The organism is Pseudomonas sp. H1h (assembly GCF_000633255.1).
GTDB lineage: Bacteria > Pseudomonadota > Gammaproteobacteria > Pseudomonadales > Pseudomonadaceae > Aquipseudomonas.
Genome location: NZ_AYMJ01000031.1, coordinates 587,485 through 605,488 on the forward strand (window position 1 = coordinate 587,485; position 18,004 = coordinate 605,488).

Below are 18,004 nucleotides of genomic sequence, written 5' to 3' on the forward strand. Positions count from 1 at the left end.
CAATAAACCGGCATATTCACGTACACATCCAGGGTTGACGATCCAGAACCGGCAGCTCAGTCTGCCGGTTCTCTTTTTTGTCGCGGGGGTGGTCGATGCCTTTTTTCAGGGTTGACGGACAAGCGCTGCACTACATTGATCAAGGCACCGGCCCGGCCGTCATGCTGGCAGGCAGTTATCTGTGGGACAGCGCCATGTGGGCACCGCAGATCGCAGCGCTGGCGCCGCACTATCGGGTGATCGCACTGGACCTTTGGGGCCATGGTGAGTCGGGACGGTTACCTGAAGGCACGGCATCACTGGATGACATTGCCCGTCAGGCGCAGGCCTTGCTCGATCATCTGGATATCGATCAGGTCACTCTGGTCGGGCTGTCGGTCGGCGGCATGTGGGGCGTGCGCCTGGCGTTGTCGGCACCGCAGCGGCTCAACGGCCTGGTGCTGATGGACACTTACGTCGGCGTGGAGCCTGAGCCAACGCGTCAGTACTACTTCTCGCTGTTCAAGCAGATCGAAGAAAGCGGCGAAATTTCCGAGCAGTTGCTCGACATTGTCGTACCGATTTTCTTCCGCCCAGGCATCGATCCACAGTCGGCGCTGTATCAGGGCTTCCGCGCCAAACTGGCGGCTTACACCACTGATCGCCTGCGCGAAAGCATTGTGCCGATGGGGCGTATCACGTTCAGTCGTGATGATCTGTTGCCGCGTCTGGGCGAATTGAATGCCGCGACCACGCTGGTGCTGTGCGGCGATCAGGACAAACCGCGACCGCCGTCGGAGGCGCAGGAAATGGCCGAGTTGATTGGTTGTCCGTGGGCGCTGGTGCCGGAGGCGGGGCATATCTCCAGTCTGGAGAACCCGGAGTTTGTGAACGAGGTGTTGTTTACCTTCCTCAGCGAGCGCAACCGGCGCACCGAGTAATCGTTCTTCGTCGGAACGCCGCCCCGCAAACAAGCTCGCTGCCACAATGGCTCTGCGTATACAGAACCAAGTGTGGGAGCGAGCCTGCTCGCGAAAAGGCCGCTTCAGGCAATAAAGAATCCGACGTTACTTAGGCCCAAGAATCTTCGCCAACTTATCCGGCGACGGCGCGCCTTGTTGCTGTTGCAGCTCACCCTTGTCATCCATGTAGAAAATCGCCGGAGTCGCCTGCAACTCCAGGTCTTCCATCAACTGCATGTTGGCCGCCAGTTTGGTCTGCACCGCAGGTGGAATGTTCTTCAATGGTTTTAGCGAACTTTCCTTGCCCGCCTTCTCGTGCTCTTCCAGGGCCTTGGCCGGATCCTTCGCCGCCAGCAATGCGGCGGATTTCGCCGGGCTGTCTTCGCGGATGATCCCGACCATGATGTGCCGCAACTGCACCTTGCCGGCCTTGACCCATGGACGGGCCTGTTCCCAGAACATGTTGCAGTACGGGCAATTCGGATCGCTGAACAGGTACACGGTGCGCGGTGCATCCTTGTTGCCGTCCTGAATCCAGTTGCTGGCTTCGAACTTGCCCCAGATTTCCTTGGCCATCGGCGCGTAGACCAGTTTCTGCAACGGCTCGCTGCTCAAGTCCTTGCCGTCGGCGTCGTACAGATTGCCCAGCAACACATGTTGGCCGTCCGGCGTCAGGTACAACGCCATGCCTCGGTTCTGATACTGCGCCGCATAACCGCGCAAACCGTCCGGGGCGTCGAACTGGCCGACGATTTTTGCGCCCTTGGCTTCGATCTGCTTGATCGCGGCGGGCAATTCTTCGGCGGCCTGTAGCGACGGCAGGTGCAGCAGGGCAGTGCCCAGAGTCAGCGTCAGCAGGTGGCGGAGGCGGGGCATGGCAGTTTCCTTGCAGAGGTGGCCGGTGCGGCGGATGGGTTCGCAATGTCGAAATTTTCCAGGGCGCGGGCCAGGCTGGCGTTCGACAACTCGCCCAGATGGCTGGTCAACAGTCGTCCATCCGGGCTATAGAACAGCGTAGTCGGCAGCGCCATGGAACCCACGGCCTGACCGAGTCGGCCGCTGCGGTCGAACAGCACATTGTTCAGGCTCAGGCCCTGGGTTTCGAGAAAGGTGGCAACGCTTTGCATGCTTTCGGCCTGATTGACGAACAGAAAGGTCAGGTCCGGGCGTTGTTGCTGGGCGCTTTCCAGCACCGGCATTTCGCGCCGACACGGTGGGCACCAGGTCGCCCACAGGTTGATCACCAGCGGACCGCCTTGATAATCGCTGAGCTGGATGGTCTCCCCGGCGGCGTTGCGCAGGGTGATCTCCGGCAGGCGGGTGCCTTGCTCGTAGATGTTCAACGACAGGGTCGCCAACAGCCAGAACAGCACACCGCTGGCCACGCCAAAACCCAGCGGCCGACGCAGGCCCGGGCGGCGCCAGCCGCGATACAACGCCGCAAGTAACAGCACGATCACCCCCGGCCAGGCGAGAAAACCGCCATCGCGCAGGTCGATGATCTGCCACGGATCGTTGCGATAGTGGCCCCAATACAGCGCGACAAACGCCACGCGCGCGGCGAGCATGCCGAGCAGAAACAGACTGAACAGCGCCGACTCGGGGTTATCGCCGCCACGCTTGGCCACCCGCCAGCCGACAAAGGTCGCCAGCGCCAAGGCACTGATCAGCAGCAGGTGGTTAAGCGCGATGGCAAAGGTGCCGAGGGTGAACGTCAGCATTAATTGGCGTCTCGGGTGGTGGTCCAGCGTTGCAGGAACGTATCGGCATCGACCTCACCGGTGATGCGCTGGTTACGCCGTTCTTCGCCGTCGGCGCCGATCCAGACAAAACTCGGTGGCCCCGGGACTTTGTAGCGACCGAGCAGCTCGCGGCTGGCGGCATTGTCGGCGGTAACGTCCAGCCGCAGCAGACGCACGTCGCTGAGCGCCTGCATGACCTTGTCCTTGCCGAACACTTGTTTCTCCATGACTTTGCACGACACGCACCAGTCGGCGTAGTAATCGAGCAACACCCATTGACCCTGGGCCTTGGCGGCATCCAGCTCACGTTGCAGCGCTGCCGGATCCTTGATCGTGGTGAACGCGTCGTGCCCGCTCGGCGTGGCGCTGGCAACACGGCCGGCGCTGTACACCTGCAGCGGCTGATACGGGTCGTCACTGCCGCCAGCGGCACCGATCATCAACAGGCTGCCCCAAAGACCGAGCAGCAACGAACTGGCGCCGAACACTTGGGCGACCCGTCCGAAACCTTCCGATTGTTTCCAGGCGCAGAACGCGGCGATCAACAGCAGCGCGCCGCACAGGCCCAGCCATAGGGACGAGTCCAGCACCGGGCGCAACATCAGCAGCGCAGTCGCCAGAAACAGGAAACCGAAGATGCCCTTGAGCAGGTTCATCCACGCCCCGGGTTTTGGCAGGAAGCGGTTGCCGACGGTCACCAGCAGCAACAGCGGCACACCAATGCCGATGCCCAGCGCGAACAGAATCAGCCCACCGTGCAGCGCGTTGCCGCTCTGGGCGATGTACAACAGGGCGCCGGCCAGCGGCGCGGTCATGCACGGGCCGACCAGCAGACCGGACAAGGCCCCGAGCACCCCGGCGCCGATCAGGCTGCCGCCGTTGCGGCTGCGCGAGGCGTGTTCGAGGCGGTCACGCAATGCCACCGGCAATTGCAATTCGAAGAAACCGAACATCGGCAGTGCGAGCACCACGAACACTGCGGCAAACGCACCGAGCAGCCATGGATTTTGCAGCCATGCCTGCAGGTTGGCGCCGAGCAGAGAAGCAACCACGCCCATCGCCGCATACACCAGCGCCATGCAGATCACATAGCTGCTGGCCAGCGCAAAACCACGACGAGGCGTGGCACCACTGCCGACGATCATCCCCGCCAGGATCGGCAACATCGGCAACGAGCACGGGGTAAATGCCAGCAACAGGCCAAGGCCGAAGAACACCAGCAGGCTCCAGCCCAACGCGCGTTGCTCAAGGCCGCTGGCCAAGGCTTGATCCGGTGCTTCAGCGCTGGTCGACGGTGCCGCTTTGCCACCCAGATCGATGACCCGGGTTTGCGGTGGGTAACACAGGCCTGCATCGGCGCAGCCCTGGTAACTGACTTTGATCTGACCGCTGGCCGAGGCCGGGACTTTCACCTCCAGCCCCTGGCGATACACTGGCTGTTCACCGAAAAATTCGTCGCTGTGGGACTCGCCCTCGGGCAGAACCGGCTGTTGCTCGGCTTTGAGGCCGTCGAATTTCAGACGCTTCTGATACAGGTAGTAGCCGTCGGTAATCTGCCAGAAAAGCTGGGTTTCCCCGGATTCCAGGCGTTCGGAGGTGAGCACGAACGCTTTGTCGACCGGCAGAAATTCCGGTTTGCTCTCGAATGGATTATTTCCCGCCTGGGCCAGGCCGGAGATCAGCAGTGCAAACAAAAGAAAAAAATGACGCATGGAGGAGCCTTGTCCCTGTGCAAGTGTGGGCACAATGGTGGATGGCGATTAACCGATGATTAAGCGTCACGCCCTTGTCGCTGTTGCGTTGGGCGCCATAATGTCAGCTTAATCGGCCAACGGCCTAATCGGCTTTTTTCTACGGGACTGATCATGCACGTACTGGTTTGCGAAGACGATGAATTGATCGCCAGCGGTATCGTTGCCGGGCTCACAGCCCAAGGCCTCACCGTGGAGCATGTCAATACGGCTTCCAAGGCGCGGGCGATGCTCAAGGTCGCCGAATTCGACGTGATGGTGCTCGACCTCGGCCTGCCCGACGAAGATGGCCTCAAATTGCTGCAACAGTTGCGGCAACAGGGCCTGGAAATTCCGGTGCTGATTCTGACCGCGCGGGACTCGGTGACCGACCGCGTCGATGGTTTGCAGGCCGGGGCTGACGATTACCTGCTCAAACCATTCGATCTGCGTGAATTGTTCGCCCGTTTGCAAACCTTGTTGCGCCGGGTCGCCGGGCGCAGTGTCAACCTGATCGAACATGGCGCGCTGACCTACGATCCAAGCAGCCGTGAAACCACCTTGGCCGGGCAACCGGTGGACCTGTCGCGGCGCGAGCAATCGCTGTTGCAGGCGCTGTTGCACAATCGTGGCCGGGTGCTGTCCACCGAGCAATTGAAAGACAGCGTCTACGGCTTCAATGACGAACTGGAGAGCAACGCCCTGAACGTGCATATCCATCACCTGCGCAGCAAGCTCGGCAAGGGCATCGTCGAAACCGTTCGCGGTCTGGGTTATCGCCTCGGGCCGGCCGATGGTGGAGAGCAACAGAAGTGATGAGCCTGCGTCTGCGCCTGAGTCTGACCCTCGGCGCCGCGTTCGCCCTGATCTGGGCCCTGGCCGCGGCCTGGATGCTCAGTGACTTGCGCAATCAGATGATGTTTTCCCTCGACCAGCGGCTGGTGGCTTCGGCGCGCATGGTCGCCGGGTTGCTGGAGCAACTGCCGGCGTTACCGAGCAAGGGCGAGGGCACCCATTTCAGCGCCGAACAATTGAACATTCCCGGCGGCATGGCCTGTCAGGTCAGTTCGTTGCGCGGGGAGATTCTTGCCCGCAGCCACAGCAGCCCAGAGCAAACCCTGGAAGCCGAGAAAATGGGCTTTCACGACCAGATGATCGATGGCGCGCCGTGGCGCAGTTTCACCCTCGCGCGCGGTGACGTGCGGATCACCACGGCCGATCGGCAGATTGAGCGCGAAGCCCTGAACATGTCGATTCTGCTGGCGGCCTCGGTGCCGGTCGGCGTGGCGCTGCTCGGTTGCCTGTGCCTGTTGTGGCTGGGCATCGGTCAGGGCCTGGCGCCGCTCAATCGCCTGCGCGAAGCCTTGATGCGGCGTAACGCCGACTCGCTCGAACCGTTGCAACTGCAGTCGTTTCCCAGCGAACTGAAACCGCTGCTCGACACCCAGAACCAGCTGTTCCAGCGCATCGGCAAGACCATCGAACGTGAACGCCGCCTGACCGGTGACGCCGCCCATGAGCTGCGCAGCCCGCTGACAGCGATCAAGACTCACCTGCAAGTGGCGCGCATGACCGAGGGCAGTGCCCGCGATCAGTCGCTGGCCCGGGCCGAGGAGGGCGCCGACCGCATGCACCGCACGCTGGAGCAATTGCTGTTGCTGGCGCGGGTCGAGGGCAGTCTGTCGTTCGACGATGGCGTGCAGTGCAGTGCCGAGCAGGTGGCGAAACTGGCGATGCAGGATGCGGCCGGCGGCGAGCGCCAGCGCATCAAACTGCAATTGCCGACGCCGCTGTCCAGCGCGCCGGTGCAGATGCCGGCGGTGCTGTCGATTGCCGCGCTGCGCAATCTGCTCGACAACGCCCTGCGCCATACCCCGGCGGACGCTGCCGTGGAACTGAGCCTGGAAACCGTCGGCCAGCGCGCACGCTTTGTGGTACGCGACCACGGCCCGGGGATTGCTGCGGATGATCTGCAGCATCTGACCCAGCGCTTCTGGCGCAACGGCCAGAGCACTGGCTGCGGACTCGGCCTGGCCATCGTGCAAGCCATCGTCCAGCGTTGCGCCTGCACCCTGCATTTCGACAGCCGCCCGGATGGCCTGCGCGTGGAGCTGACGATGCCGTTGCAACCTGTTTGACTCCACCGCAACTCCCTTGTGGGAGCGGGCTTGCTCGCGAAGGCGGTGTGTCAGTTAGTGATGCGTTGACTGACACACCGCCTTCGCGAACAGGCTGCACTCCTGCAGGGGATCTGTGTTGCGGGCACATCAAATGTAACGTCTGCGCATTGGTCATTCGCCAGTCCCGGCGTTATGGTCGGGGCTGCTCTGACTCAATGGATTGAGGGACCGCAGCATGGAAGCAGCAATCTGTATCTGCCCGGCGAAACTTGCCGACGCCGGCATTATCAGCCGGATCATCGAACGTTCGATCCGTCTCGGTTGTGCGCTCGAACACCGTAACGACCCTCAACTGCTCAACCGCTGGATTGCGCAGCACTGTGCTGATTTCATCAGCGCGCAGCTGGCCGACCCGCATTGCTACCTGAATATCGCGCTGTTGCAGGGCAAGCCGGTGGGCGTCGGCATGGCCATGGTCAGCGGCGACATCGGCTTTTGTCATGTGCAACCGGAATGGTTTCGCCGTGGCGCGGGGCGGGCGCTGATGACGGACCTGGAAGGCTGGTTGCGGATTCGCGCAGTGCCTCAGGTGAATATCGTCAGTACACGCACCGGTGCGGCTTTTTATCGGTATCTGGGCTACCGCGAGTCGGCGCCAACCTTCATCGATCAGGGCTTGCAGCGCGTCGTGTTGCACAAACCGTTGCCATTGCCCGACTGACAACGCGATCAAGGGTCTAAATCCTCGCCCCGCTTAAGCGTTTCCAGAACAGGAAAACCTGCATGTGCGCCCCGCGACCGGAACGCGCACCTGTGCGGTGTGCTGTTTTGGTCACTATCCATAGCGTATTGAGGGGTCGAGAGATGTCAGTCGCCACCAGCCTTATCGAAGAGTCGTCGGCCCGGATCACCTCCGCGCCGGCCGAAACCCTGTATCAGTTCACCGAGTCGCCACTGCTGGCCCGTCAGAGCCAGCAGGAATCCAACGCCCGCAGCTACCCGCGACGTATTCCGCTGGCGCTCAAACGTGCCAAGGGGCTGTACGTCGAAGACGTTGAAGGCCGCACCTTCATCGATTGCCTGGCCGGTGCCGGCACGCTGGCGTTGGGACACAACCATCCGGTGGTGATCGAGGCGATCCAGCAAGTGCTCGCCGATGAGTTGCCGCTGCACACCCTCGACCTGACCACACCGGTCAAGGATCAGTTTGTGCAGGATCTGTTCGGCCTGCTGCCGCCGGCACTGGCGGCCGAGGCGAAGATCCAGTTCTGCGGCCCGACCGGCACCGACGCGGTGGAAGCCGCGTTGAAACTGGTGCGCACCGCCACCGGGCGCAGCACTGTGCTGTCGTTCTCCGGCGGTTATCACGGCATGAGCCAGGGCGCGTTGAGCCTGATGGGCAGTCTGGGGCCGAAGAAGCCATTGGCTGCCTTGCTCAGCAACGGCGTGCAGTTCATGCCGTTCCCCTATGACTACCGCTGCCCGTTCGGCCTCGGCGGCGCGGCTGGGGTCAAAGCCAACCTGAGTTATCTGGAAAATCTGCTCAACGATCCCGAGGCCGGCGTGCAGTTGCCGGCGGCGGTGATTGTCGAAGCGGTGCAGGGCGAGGGCGGGGTGATTCCGGCCGATATCGAGTGGCTGCGCGGCTTGCGTCGGATCACTGAAAAGGCTGGTGTGGCGCTGATCGTCGACGAGATCCAGAGCGGTTTCGCCCGCACCGGCAAGATGTTTGCCTTTGAGCACGCCGGCATCACCCCGGACGTGGTGGTGTTGTCCAAAGCCATCGGCGGCAGCCTGCCATTGGCGGTGGTGGTCTATCGCGACTGGCTCGACACCTGGCAACCGGGCGCCCATGCCGGCACCTTCCGTGGCAATCAGATGGCGATGGCCGCAGGTTCTGCGGTGATGCGTTATCTGGTTGAGCACAAGGTCTGCGAACACGCCGCGGCCATGGGCGAGCGCCTGAGCGAACACCTGCGCATTCTGCAACGCGACTTCCCGCAACTGGGCGACATTCGTGGTCGCGGCTTGATGCTCGGCGTCGAACTGGTGGACCCGAACGGTACGCCGGACGCCCTCGGCCATCCGCCGGCCTTCGCCCGTCTGGCGCCGCTGGTGCAGCGCGAATGCCTCAAGCGCGGGCTGATTCTGGAGCTGGGCGGCCGCCATGGCGCGGTGGTGCGCTTCCTGCCCCCACTGGTGATCACTGCTGCCGAAATCGACCGCGTCGCCGAAATCTTCGGGCGTGCCTTGGCCGCTGCCACCGCAGCCGGGTAAATTTTTTACAGCGCCCAACGTTCTTTCTACATACCCGGCTGCACCCTGTGTGCAGCCCACCCCTACAACGATGGAGAACCAGCATGACGTCAGTATTCGACCGCGAGGACATCCTCTTTCAGGTCGTGGTCAACCACGAAGAGCAATACTCGATCTGGCCGGACTACAAGGCCGTGCCGCAAGGCTGGCGCACCGTGGGCAAGAGCGGCCTGAAAAAGGAATGCCTGGCCTACATCGAGGAAACCTGGACCGACATGCGTCCGCTGAGCCTGCGCCAGAAGATGGAAGGGCAGGCGGCTGCTCAGTAAGCTGACAGACAAAAGAAACCCGCTGGACTGGTGACAGTCAGCGGGTTTTTTCATGGCTGGCATTTGTGGTGTTTTGGCGGGCCTCTTCGCGAGCAGGCTCGCCCCCACAGGGGATTTGTGAGTGACACAGATCCGGTGTGGGAGCGAGCCTGCTCGCGAAGAACGATAACGCGGCGCAACTGAAACTACGCCCCGTTCAAACCCTTGAGCAGCAAATCCACATTCCCTTCCAGCTCCGCCACCGGATCTTCGGCATCGGTACTCAACACCAGCAACCGACTCCCCGACTCGGCAATCGCCGTTTTCACCGCCTCCGATGGCTGACGATGATGCAGTACCAGCGCCACGTCGTTGTCCTTGAGCGTCGCCGTGAGTTTCTGCAGATCCTCCGCAGTCCATTCGGCATCCGGTCGTGGATCCTGGCCGATCAGCTCCAGGTTCAGGCTGCCAATCAGGTAACCGAAGTGATCGCTGAGGCTCATCACACTGAGGTTGTCGATCTCGGCCAGACGCGCTTCGCTGTCGGCGCTGAGCTTGAGCAAGCGCTGTTTCAACGCCGCCAGATTGGCCTCGATCTTCGGCTTGGCGGACGGTGCCAGGCGCACCAGGTCCGCCGCCATCACGTCGGCCATGCGCCCCATGTTGTTGCTCGCCAGCCATGGCTGACTGTTCAAGCCATCGACCTTGAGCCCCGGTTGCACGGCAATTCCGGGCAAGGCGCCATCGACCGGGCGCGCCGCGTCGACCTCGACGATGCGAATGTTGCTGCGCCGGGCGATCGGGTACAGAGGATCATCGGCCCACAGCGAACGTACGCCGATCACCGCGTCGGCGTCGTTCGCCAGTTTGCCCAGTGCCGGCGCACCGCGACCGGTGAAGTAGGCGGTCTGACGGCTGCCCGGCAGATTCGCCGGGGCCGCGCGTTCCAGGCTGACATCGGTGCCCTTGAGCAGCACCTCGCCCAGCCCGTAGGTGATCGGCAACGAGGCCAGCACGCGCAACGGTTTGGCGTTTTCGGCAGCGATCAGGGGCGTGCAGATCACGCCGCACAGGGCCATGGCCAGGGTCAGTTTGCGCAATGAGAAAGCCATTTATCCAAGGTTCCCTTTCAGACTCGGAACAACCCCGCGCGCAATGGCGGCGAGGGCGAAGGCGATGCCGGCGACCAGAATGATCGCGGCGCCGGACGGAATTGGCAGATCGAAGACGATCGGCGCGAGAATCCCGCACAAGGTGCTGACGGTGGCAATCAGCACTGAGCACCAGAAGAAGCCCTTGAGCGACTGGCTGAGCAAGCGCGCCGCCGCTGCCGGAATCACCAGCAGCGCACCGACGAGGATTGCACCGATGACCTTCACTGCGGCAACGGTGATCAGCGTCACCAGAATCACGAACAGGTAATCCAGGGTCTTCACCGCCACGCCGCGCACCGCCGCCAGTTGCGGGTTGAAACTGGCGAGCATGATCCGGTTGTACAACGGCAGCGCCAGGGCCATGACCAGCGAACCGACGATCGCCAGCACCAGCAGGTCGTTGCCGTTGACCGTCAGCACCGAACCGAACAGCACGTTCTCCAGAATGTGCACGTTGATCTTGCCGGCCAGAATCAGCAGCAGGCTCGCCCCCAGCGCCAGTGACACCGAGAGGAACACGCCGATCAGCGTGTCCGGCGCCAGGCCGGTACGGTTGCGCAGGTAGTTGAGCAGGATGCCGAACAGCAGGCAGTAACCGAACAGGCTGCCGTACGGCCCGGTGTAGGGTTCGCCGAGCAGAATGCCGATGGCCACGCCGGTCAGCGCCGCATGGCCGACCGCTTCGGAGAAAAACGCGAAGCGCTTGACCACCACCAGTGTGCCGAGGCCGCCGAGCACCGGGCCGATCAGCAGGCCGGCGAGCAGCGCATTGACCACAAAACCGTAGGCCAGCGCTTCCGGCAGGTAACCGGAGGTGGCCCAGCCTTGAACCATCAAACGAAAGGCTTCGTAACTCATCAGACAGCGCTCCGAGGATGGGTCGAGAACAGCGTCAGCAGCCGTTCCGGAGTCAGCGCCTGTTGCGGCGTGGCGTCGAACAGTACGCGCCGGTTGAGGCCGGTGACCCGAATAGCCAGGCGCTTGACCGCTTCCAGATCGTGCTCGATCCACAGCACGGTGATGCCAGCGGCGCGCCAGTCGCCGAGCAAGCGCTCGAACACTTGAATTCCGGCTTCGTCGAGCGCCGACATCGGTTCATCCAGCACCAGCAGTTGTGGCGGCGGGATCAACCCTTGGGCGAGCAGGACGCGCTGCCGCTCACCGCCGGACAGCGCGCCCATGCGTCGCTTGCGTTTGTCTTGCATGCCGACCCGTTCCAGTGCCTCGCCGATGGCCTTGGCGTAGTGCTTGCTCAGGCCAAGAAACGCCGGACGGCGCTGGCACATGGCGGCCATGAAATCGTCAACGGTCATTGGCAGGCCGCGATCGAACTCCAGCGCCTGCGGCACATAACCGATGGTGCCGGGTTCGCCCGGCCAGCGCAGGCTCAACTGACCTTGATGCGGCATCTGTCCCAGCAAGGTCTTGATCAGTGAGCTTTTGCCGCCGCCGTTGGGGCCGACCAATGCGTGTACGTGGCCGGGCTGCACCTGGAAGGTGACGTTGTCGAGAATTGTGGTACGCCCCAGGGTCAGGCTGACCTGCGCAAACTCCAGCGTCGGCCCGCTGACCCTTTGTAGGCCTTCGCCTGCTCGCGATGGCGGTGTGTCATTCAACGATGTGGTTGACTGGCCGGGCGCTTTCGCGAGCAGGCTCGCTCCCACAGGGGATTGGGGGGTATCAGAGAGGGTTTCTTTTACCGTCATGCCCCGGACTCCTGAATCGCTCGCACCACGGTGTTGAGGTTGCCGGTCATTTCCTTTTCATACTTGTCGGCGGTGTATTCGCCGTAGGAAATGTGCGACAGCGGGTACAGCTTCACGCCGGATTCGCGCTGAATGGTTTCAACGTAGGTGGACGGGAAGTCCATTTCCGAGAAGATCACCTTCACGTCGAGTTCGCGCAGTTGGTCGATGGTCTTTTTCAACTGGCTCGGGCTGGGTTCGATACCGTGGGCCGGCTCGACCACGGCAGTGACTTCCAGGCCGAACTCGCGCAGCAGATAGTCGTACGCCGCGTGCACTGTCGCCACCCGCAACTCGGCGTTGGGGGCCTGAGTCAGTTTCGCCAGCGCATCGGCGCGCATCTGCCGCAGGCGTTTGCCGTAGGCGCGGGCGTTCTGGGTGTAGGTCCTGGCGTTGTCCGGGTCGAGTTTGCCCAGCTCGCGGGCGATGTTATTGACCTGGGCAATCGAGGCGCTGATCGACAGGAAAGTGTGCGGGTTGACCACTTTGCCGGCACCACGCGCGGCGGTACCGGTGGCGGCCAGCAGCGGCACGTTCTCGTTGGCTTCGATGGTCTTGATGTTCGGCGTTTCGCTGGCCGCGATCATGCGGTCGGCGAAGTCGTCATGGCCGACACCGTTGAGGACGATCACGTCCAGCCCGCTGATGCGTTTGATGTCCTCGGCCCGTGGCTCATAGGCGTGCGGATTGAAACCGGCAGGAATCAGCGGCACCACGTCGGCCTTGTCGCCGACGATGTTGGCCACATAGCTGTAATACGGGTGCAGCGTGATGCCGATGCGCAGGCGCTTGCCCGGATCGGCGCTGGCAAGCGGGCTCAGCAGGCAGGCGCAAAGGCCTGCCAGCAGCAGGCGCAGGAAGGGACGGCGAGGCGATGAAATAGACATGGGCAAGCGGTCTTCTCTGGGGTGAAGGCGAAGGTTCAGTGGCGATGCTCGCGAGTCACGCCGGCATCGAATTGCGCGACGATCTGCTTCCAGCCAGCGGCCGACAGCGCGGTGTCGGTCAGTTCGGCGGGCGTCTGCAGATCGGCGGCGCGGTTGAGCCAGATGTCCGGCGCCGCATGGGCATCGGCGCTCAGCAGCATCACGAACGATCCCGCCACGGCCGGCGACTGGCTATGGCCGAAATAGGCGGTGTCCGCCAGCAACTGCCAGGCATGTCCACCACGGCTGACCGAACTGGCGTCCTGGGCGAACGGCGCAAAACCTTCCTCTGCCAGTGTGTGCGGGGTCGGCAGGGTTTGCTGCTCTTCGCGCAACAGGCGGATTTCGTCCAGGGTCACCCGCAGGTCGGCGTAGATGCCTTGCTCGGCGGCGCTGAGGTCGCGCCGGGCATCGAGCTGATGGCTGGCGACCGGCTGCGGTTCATGGGACACCCCGCGCCACGCCACCACCGAACCGGCAACCGCGAGGATCAACAGGCACAGCAGCAGGACGTTGAGGGTTTCATGGCCGGCGCCGGCCGGACGGACGACTTGCGTGGTGGGCGTACTCATGGGGCCTCGATGTCTGCTTGGTCGATTTCCACGACGTGACCGGGGCCGGCGTCGAACAGCACGTAAAACTCGGCGGCGGGTTTCTTGAAGGTCAGGCTCGAGTCGGCGCCGAGCTTGCCCGGCAGCAGAATGGTTTCGTCGTAACCGATCACGTCCAGAGTCACCCCGGGCGCGCCGCTGCCATCGGAAAAGCCGCCGGTGCATTTGATCTGCTCGGCATCGACGGCTTTGCATTCACACATCGGGTTGTGGGCCAGGGCGCCGGCGCTGAAACCGCTGCACAACAGCAGCAAGGCAGCGCGCAATCGCAGGCGGAAAGAGCGTTGAACGCGGTTCATGGTTTGGCTCCTTGTTTGTTCAGCCAGGCAATGGTGGCGGGAGAGGCCCGGCGCAGCGGAATCGAGGCTTGATGCAGGCTGCCGTCCCAGCCTTCCATGGTGATCCACAGGTCGGCGTCGGCCTGGGTCTTTTCCGCCACCGGCAACTGCGCGCCCATGCGGTACGGCGTGCCGAAGAAAATCACCCCGGCGGCGCGCAGGCTGCGGGGCTTGCCGATGCGCAGGTAGGTGGCCTTGACCTGTTCGACGCAGGCGTCGCACAGGGCTGCATTGAAGTCCTTCATGTAACCGGCGGGGCCGTCGAGATGCGGCGCTTCGTTTCGCAGTTCGGCCAGGCGCAGGCTCCAGGGCCCGACCTGGATGTCACCGATCTGGTGCTCGCCGAGGCCGACATCGCCGCGAAACAGCGCAGCGTCGGCGAAGTACTTGGGCATGAAACCCAACGGAATCAGCAGCAGCAGCGCATTCAGATGAAAGCGCCATTTGTGCCAGAAGCGGCGCAGTGTGGACGGCTGGACAGTGCGGTTGGACGGGCTCACAGGCTGACCTCCGCCGGTTCACGACTGACGCTGGTGCTGCGGGCTTTTTTACTCTCGCGCTTGAGCGCGTTGGCGGTGGCCAGCGCGGTGCGTTTGGTCCAGATCAACAGGCCGCTGAGCACCATCATGCTCAGCAACAGGCCGAAGAAGAACCAGATCAGCTTGATCCACAGGCCGCCGAAATCACCGGTGTGCAACGGTCGCATCGACTCGGTGACGAACTCCAGCGAGGAGCGGTCGGAGATCAGCCGCGAGGCAGCCATGTCGCCGTTGTAAGGGTTGAGCGTGGCGGTCTGGAACATCAGCGGATACCAGCCGCGACCGCCGACACTCAGATGGCTGTAGGCGTTGCCCGGCAGGCTGATGAAGCTGACTTCCAGCCCGGGGATTTGCTGTTCGGCGATCTGCACCGCGCGATCCAGGCTGATCCGTGGCGGTGGCCCGGCGTCGGCCGACATTGGCACGTCTTCGCGGGCCATCGCCGGGATGATCGGCTCGGTGGTGATGGACACCTGGTTATCGAACAAAAACGCCTGAATCAGAAACCAGGTGCCGGTGATGGAAATCACGGCAATGAACCAGATCGACCAGATGCCGCTCAGTCGATGGAAGTCCCCCCAGAAGATCCGGGCGCCGTGGCGAAAACGCAGCGTAGGCTTGAAAAAGCCTTTCCAGAAACGCTTGTAGACCACCAGCCCGGTGACCAGCGAGGCGAGCATCGGCAGGCCGAGAAACGACACCAGGTACCAGCCCCAGCTATAGCCGTTGGTGAACGGCACCAGCCACCAGCCGTGCAGGGCACGGGTGAATGCCTTGAAGTTGAAGTCCGGCGCCGGGCCCTGGATCGCGCCGGTGTACGGGTTGACGTACACCGTCTGCGCGCGGCCGTCGGGGTAGCTGACCTCGACGTCGAGGGCGAAATGCGACTCGTCGGGGCGGCTGATGCTTTGGACCAGTGTTTGCGGTTCGGCTTTCTTGATTGCGGCCAGCACTTGATCGTAACTGAGCAGCGGAGCGTCGTCCGCCGGTTGGCTGGCGCGCATTTGCGGGTTGGCCAGCCAGACGATCTCCTGGCTGACCACCGCCAGTGTGCCGGTGACACAGACGATCAGGACAAAAAACCAGATCGGCAGCGCGAGCCAGCTATGCACCAGGAACCACAGTTTGGAACGGGATTTCTTCGACATGATTGCGCGTCTTGATTGCGATGAAAGGGCACGCGGCTACGGGCTTCGCAGCAAGGGTGACCCTGAAAGGCGCGGTCGTGGCTGTTGCCTACGCGAACGGCCTGCATCTCTATAGGACGGATGAGCCGGGTAAATCCCGATGGCTTATATGAAAGTAAATGTTTCGCACTTCCCCCGGACACCACCAACCCTCCTACAGGGGGCGTTCGGTGGCCAGGGGATCGAACACGATTCATGAACGCCGCTCTCACTTCCTGCCAATTGATGGCCGCCAACCGCTCCCTATGATGGAAATCACCGGATTCCCCTGAGCGAGCGCCTTGATGAGCCCCAGAACCCTCTACGACAAACACATCGACTCGCACGCCGTGTGCCGCCTCGACGAGCAGGGCCATGTCCTGCTGTATATCGATCGTCAGGTGATCAACGAATACACCAGCCCCCAGGCCTTCAGCGGTTTGCGTGCAGCCGGGCGTCAGGTCTGGCGGCCGGGCACGGCGCTGGCGGTGGTTGATCACGTCAACCCGACCACACCGTTGCGGGTCGCGGCGATGCCTGATGCGGGCGGTGCGCGGCAGGTGTCGTATCTGGCGGAAAACTGCCGGGACTTCGGTATCGAACTGCTGGACATCCTCGACAAGCGCCAAGGCATCGAGCATGTGATCGCCCCAGAGCAAGGCTTCATTCTGCCGGGGATGGTCATCGCCGCCGGCGACAGCCACACCACCACCTACGGTGCGCTGGGGGCGTTCGGTTTCGGCATCGGCACCTCGGAGATCGAACACCTGCTGGCCTCGCAGACCCTGGTCTACAAACGCCTGAAAAGCATGCGCGTAACCGTCGACGGCGCGTTGGCGCCGGGCCTGACCTCCAAGGACGTGATCATGGCGCTGATCGGCCGCATCGGTGCCTCCGGTGCCAGCGGCTACGCCATCGAGTTCAGCGGTTCGACCATCGATGCCCTGAGCGTCGAAGCGCGCATGACCATTTGCAACATGGCGGTCGAGGCCGGTGCGCGCGGTGCGTTCATGGCGCCGGACGAAAAAGTGTTTGCCTATCTCAAGGGCAAACCCCGAGCACCGCAGGGTGAACTCTGGGAACGCGGGTTGCAGAAGTGGCGTGAACTGCGCAGCGATCCCGGCGCCGTGTTCGACCGCGAAGTGCACCTCGACGCGAGCCTGCTGGAACCGATGGTCACCTGGGGCACCAGCCCGGATCAGGCGGTAGCCATCGGCGCGCAAGTGCCGGACCCGCAAAGCATCGACGATCCGATCCTGCGTCAGGACATGCGCCGGGCCCTGCATTACATGGGCCTGGAACCGGGGATGGCGCTGCGCGATATCGTCATCAGCCATGCGTTCATTGGTTCCTGCACCAACGCGCGGATCGAGGATTTGCGCGACGCCGCCGCTGTCGTGCGCGGGAGGAGAGTGGCCGAACATGTGCGGGCGATGATCGTGCCCGGCTCCAGCGAAGTCCGCGCTCAGGCCGAGGTCGAAGGCCTGGCGCAGATCTTCATCGACGCCGGGTTTGAATGGCGCCAGTCCGGCTGCTCGATGTGCCTGGCGATGAACGATGACGTGCTGGCGCCCGGCGACCGCTGCGCCTCCAGCACCAACCGCAATTTCGAAGGCCGGCAGGGTGCCGGAGCGCGCACCCACCTGATGAGTCCGGCGATGGTCGCCGCCGCCGCGATCAGCGGCCACCTCACCGACATTCGTCACTTTGGAGAACGCCCATGAGCCTGCAACCCTTCACTCAGGTCAGCGGCCAGGCCGCGCCGCTGCTGGCGGCCAACGTCGACACCGACGTGATCATGCCCAAGCAGTTTCTCAAGGGCATTGATCGTCAGGGACTGGATCGCGGGGTGTTTTTCGATCTGCGTTTTTTTGCCGACGGTACGCCCAACCCTGAGTTCGTGTTGAACCAGCCGGCCTGGCAGGGTGCGAGCTTTCTGGTGGTCGGGCCGAATTTCGGCTGCGGCTCCAGCCGTGAACACGCGGTGTGGGGGCTGCAGCAGTTGGGGATTCGCGCGCTGATCGGCAGCCGTTTCGCCGGGATCTTTTACGACAATTGCCAGCGCAACGGGGTGTTGCTGATCACCCTCGACGAGGCGCAGGTGCAGCGCATTGGCCGGCGGGTGAGTCAGCCGGAAAGTGCACGGCTCAGTATTGATCTGGAGGCGCAGCAGATCCGTCTGGCGGACGGCGAAGTGCTGGATTTCCAGATGGAGGGCTTGCGCAAAACCGCCCTGTTGCTGGGGCTGGATGCGATTGGCAGTACCTTGCAGCGGCGTGAACAGATCAAGGCGTTCGAGCGCGAACACCTGACCAACAACCCATGGCTTGCCTGACACAGTACCAACCTGTGTAGGCCTTCGCCTGCTCGCGATAGCGTCGTGTCAGTGAACATCATCATTGGCTGAATGACCGCCATCGCGAGCAGG

19 protein-coding genes are annotated in these 18,004 nt (G+C 63.0%); 8 read left to right on the forward strand and 11 right to left on the reverse strand.

Annotation, left to right across the window (positions count from 1 at the left end; all coding sequences use genetic code 11):
- Positions 1-95: 95 nt before the first annotated feature.
- The gene (locus tag U862_RS0126660; protein ID WP_025113194.1) at positions 96-920 is read left to right on the forward strand and encodes an alpha/beta fold hydrolase; all 825 of its coding nucleotides are present in this window, start codon (positions 96-98) and stop codon (positions 918-920) included.
- Between the two features lie 126 nt (positions 921-1,046).
- Here the strand turns inward: U862_RS0126660 and dsbG are convergent, their stop codons facing one another.
- From dsbG to dsbD, 3 genes are read right to left on the reverse strand one after another with little or no spacing between them, the layout of a single operon-like run.
- A complete protein-coding gene (gene dsbG, locus U862_RS0126665) occupies positions 1,047-1,817 on the reverse strand; it encodes a thiol:disulfide interchange protein DsbG (protein WP_025113195.1) in 771 nt (256 codons plus the stop codon).
- A complete protein-coding gene (locus U862_RS0126670; protein WP_025113196.1) occupies positions 1,793-2,662 on the reverse strand; it encodes a TlpA disulfide reductase family protein in 870 nt (289 codons plus the stop codon). The genes dsbG and U862_RS0126670 overlap by 25 nt, the downstream gene beginning before the upstream one ends.
- Positions 2,662-4,395 (reverse strand): protein-disulfide reductase DsbD, encoded by a 1,734-nt coding sequence (dsbD, locus tag U862_RS0126675; RefSeq protein WP_025113197.1) that lies wholly within the window; start codon positions 4,393-4,395, stop codon positions 2,662-2,664. Before dsbD ends, U862_RS0126670 begins: the two co-directional genes overlap by 1 nt.
- A gap of 153 nt (positions 4,396-4,548) precedes the next feature.
- Between dsbD and U862_RS0126680 the strand changes: the two genes are divergently transcribed.
- The 5 genes from U862_RS0126680 (at position 4,549) to U862_RS0126700 (ending at position 9,118) form a co-directional block, all read left to right on the forward strand.
- Positions 4,549-5,229, forward strand: coding sequence for a response regulator (locus tag U862_RS0126680; protein ID WP_007969056.1), 681 nt, complete (start codon positions 4,549-4,551; stop codon positions 5,227-5,229).
- A complete protein-coding gene (locus U862_RS0126685; RefSeq protein ID WP_029977855.1) occupies positions 5,229-6,551 on the forward strand; it encodes an ATP-binding protein in 1,323 nt (440 codons plus the stop codon). Before U862_RS0126680 ends, U862_RS0126685 begins: the two co-directional genes overlap by 1 nt.
- A 217-nt stretch (positions 6,552-6,768) precedes the next feature.
- Complete coding sequence (locus tag U862_RS0126690) at positions 6,769-7,254, forward strand: GNAT family N-acetyltransferase (protein ID WP_025113199.1); 486 nt, start codon at positions 6,769-6,771, stop codon at positions 7,252-7,254.
- A 143-nt stretch (positions 7,255-7,397) separates the two neighbouring features.
- Positions 7,398-8,810 carry an aspartate aminotransferase family protein gene (locus U862_RS0126695; protein WP_025113200.1) on the forward strand — a complete coding sequence of 471 codons (1,413 nt, stop codon included), beginning with the start codon at positions 7,398-7,400 and terminating at the stop codon, positions 8,808-8,810.
- Positions 8,811-8,893: 83 nt separating this feature from the next.
- Complete coding sequence (locus U862_RS0126700) at positions 8,894-9,118, forward strand: MbtH family protein (protein ID WP_025113201.1); 225 nt, start codon at positions 8,894-8,896, stop codon at positions 9,116-9,118.
- A gap of 185 nt (positions 9,119-9,303) precedes the next feature.
- On the opposite strand, the gene U862_RS0126705 is transcribed toward U862_RS0126700, so the two are convergent.
- Genes U862_RS0126705 through U862_RS0126740 form a run of 8 tightly spaced genes read right to left on the reverse strand, consistent with a single transcriptional unit; the run spans position 9,304 to position 15,558 of the window.
- Positions 9,304-10,209 carry a metal ABC transporter solute-binding protein, Zn/Mn family gene (locus U862_RS0126705; protein ID WP_025113202.1) on the reverse strand — a complete coding sequence of 302 codons (906 nt, stop codon included), beginning with the start codon at positions 10,207-10,209 and terminating at the stop codon, positions 9,304-9,306.
- Complete coding sequence (locus U862_RS0126710) at positions 10,210-11,109, reverse strand: metal ABC transporter permease (protein ID WP_025113203.1); 900 nt, start codon at positions 11,107-11,109, stop codon at positions 10,210-10,212.
- The gene (locus U862_RS0126715) at positions 11,109-11,957 is read right to left on the reverse strand and encodes a metal ABC transporter ATP-binding protein (RefSeq protein ID WP_025113204.1); all 849 of its coding nucleotides are present in this window, start codon (positions 11,955-11,957) and stop codon (positions 11,109-11,111) included. The genes U862_RS0126710 and U862_RS0126715 overlap by 1 nt, the downstream gene beginning before the upstream one ends.
- Entirely contained in the window at positions 11,954-12,883 is a 930-nt protein-coding gene (locus U862_RS0126720) for a metal ABC transporter substrate-binding protein (protein WP_025113205.1), read from the reverse strand. Before U862_RS0126720 ends, U862_RS0126715 begins: the two co-directional genes overlap by 4 nt.
- 35 nt (positions 12,884-12,918) lie before the next feature.
- On the reverse strand, positions 12,919-13,494 hold the full coding sequence (locus tag U862_RS0126725) for a DUF6162 family protein (RefSeq protein ID WP_025113206.1): 576 nt from the start codon (positions 13,492-13,494) through the stop codon (positions 12,919-12,921).
- The gene (locus tag U862_RS0126730) at positions 13,491-13,832 is read right to left on the reverse strand and encodes a hypothetical protein (protein WP_025113207.1); all 342 of its coding nucleotides are present in this window, start codon (positions 13,830-13,832) and stop codon (positions 13,491-13,493) included. Before U862_RS0126730 ends, U862_RS0126725 begins: the two co-directional genes overlap by 4 nt.
- The gene (locus U862_RS0126735) at positions 13,829-14,371 is read right to left on the reverse strand and encodes a hypothetical protein (protein WP_025113208.1); all 543 of its coding nucleotides are present in this window, start codon (positions 14,369-14,371) and stop codon (positions 13,829-13,831) included. The genes U862_RS0126730 and U862_RS0126735 overlap by 4 nt, the downstream gene beginning before the upstream one ends.
- Positions 14,368-15,558, reverse strand: a complete 1,191-nt coding sequence (locus U862_RS0126740; protein ID WP_025113209.1) for a PepSY domain-containing protein — start codon at positions 15,556-15,558, stop codon at positions 14,368-14,370. Before U862_RS0126740 ends, U862_RS0126735 begins: the two co-directional genes overlap by 4 nt.
- Positions 15,559-15,881: 323 nt before the next feature.
- Between U862_RS0126740 and leuC the strand changes: the two genes are divergently transcribed.
- Positions 15,882-17,300 (forward strand): 3-isopropylmalate dehydratase large subunit, encoded by a 1,419-nt coding sequence (gene leuC / locus U862_RS0126750; RefSeq protein WP_025113210.1) that lies wholly within the window; start codon positions 15,882-15,884, stop codon positions 17,298-17,300.
- Entirely contained in the window at positions 17,297-17,911 is a 615-nt protein-coding gene (gene leuD, locus U862_RS0126755; protein WP_025113211.1) for a 3-isopropylmalate dehydratase small subunit, read from the forward strand. The genes leuC and leuD overlap by 4 nt, the downstream gene beginning before the upstream one ends.
- The last annotated feature ends 93 nt before the right edge of the window (positions 17,912-18,004 follow it).

Bases quoted from the DNA above. Each gene is read 5' to 3' on its own strand.
- U862_RS0126660 (WP_025113194.1), top strand. From the start codon at position 96: ATGCCTTTTTTCAGGGTTGACGGACAAGCGCTGCACTACATTGATCAA.
- dsbG (WP_025113195.1), bottom strand. From the start codon at position 1,817: ATGCCCCGCCTCCGCCACCTGCTGACGCTGACTCTGGGCACTGCCCTG.
- U862_RS0126670 (WP_025113196.1), bottom strand. From the start codon at position 2,662: ATGCTGACGTTCACCCTCGGCACCTTTGCCATCGCGCTTAACCACCTG.
- dsbD (WP_025113197.1), bottom strand. From the start codon at position 4,395: ATGCGTCATTTTTTTCTTTTGTTTGCACTGCTGATCTCCGGCCTGGCC.
- U862_RS0126680 (WP_007969056.1), top strand. From the start codon at position 4,549: ATGCACGTACTGGTTTGCGAAGACGATGAATTGATCGCCAGCGGTATC.
- U862_RS0126685 (WP_029977855.1), top strand. From the start codon at position 5,229: ATGAGCCTGCGTCTGCGCCTGAGTCTGACCCTCGGCGCCGCGTTCGCC.
- U862_RS0126690 (WP_025113199.1), top strand. From the start codon at position 6,769: ATGGAAGCAGCAATCTGTATCTGCCCGGCGAAACTTGCCGACGCCGGC.
- U862_RS0126695 (WP_025113200.1), top strand. From the start codon at position 7,398: ATGTCAGTCGCCACCAGCCTTATCGAAGAGTCGTCGGCCCGGATCACC.
- U862_RS0126700 (WP_025113201.1), top strand. From the start codon at position 8,894: ATGACGTCAGTATTCGACCGCGAGGACATCCTCTTTCAGGTCGTGGTC.
- U862_RS0126705 (WP_025113202.1), bottom strand. From the start codon at position 10,209: ATGGCTTTCTCATTGCGCAAACTGACCCTGGCCATGGCCCTGTGCGGC.
- U862_RS0126710 (WP_025113203.1), bottom strand. From the start codon at position 11,109: ATGAGTTACGAAGCCTTTCGTTTGATGGTTCAAGGCTGGGCCACCTCC.
- U862_RS0126715 (WP_025113204.1), bottom strand. From the start codon at position 11,957: ATGACGGTAAAAGAAACCCTCTCTGATACCCCCCAATCCCCTGTGGGA.
- U862_RS0126720 (WP_025113205.1), bottom strand. From the start codon at position 12,883: ATGTCTATTTCATCGCCTCGCCGTCCCTTCCTGCGCCTGCTGCTGGCA.
- U862_RS0126725 (WP_025113206.1), bottom strand. From the start codon at position 13,494: ATGAGTACGCCCACCACGCAAGTCGTCCGTCCGGCCGGCGCCGGCCAT.
- U862_RS0126730 (WP_025113207.1), bottom strand. From the start codon at position 13,832: ATGAACCGCGTTCAACGCTCTTTCCGCCTGCGATTGCGCGCTGCCTTG.
- U862_RS0126740 (WP_025113209.1), bottom strand. From the start codon at position 15,558: ATGTCGAAGAAATCCCGTTCCAAACTGTGGTTCCTGGTGCATAGCTGG.
- leuC (WP_025113210.1), top strand. From the start codon at position 15,882: ATGAGCCCCAGAACCCTCTACGACAAACACATCGACTCGCACGCCGTG.
- leuD (WP_025113211.1), top strand. From the start codon at position 17,297: ATGAGCCTGCAACCCTTCACTCAGGTCAGCGGCCAGGCCGCGCCGCTG.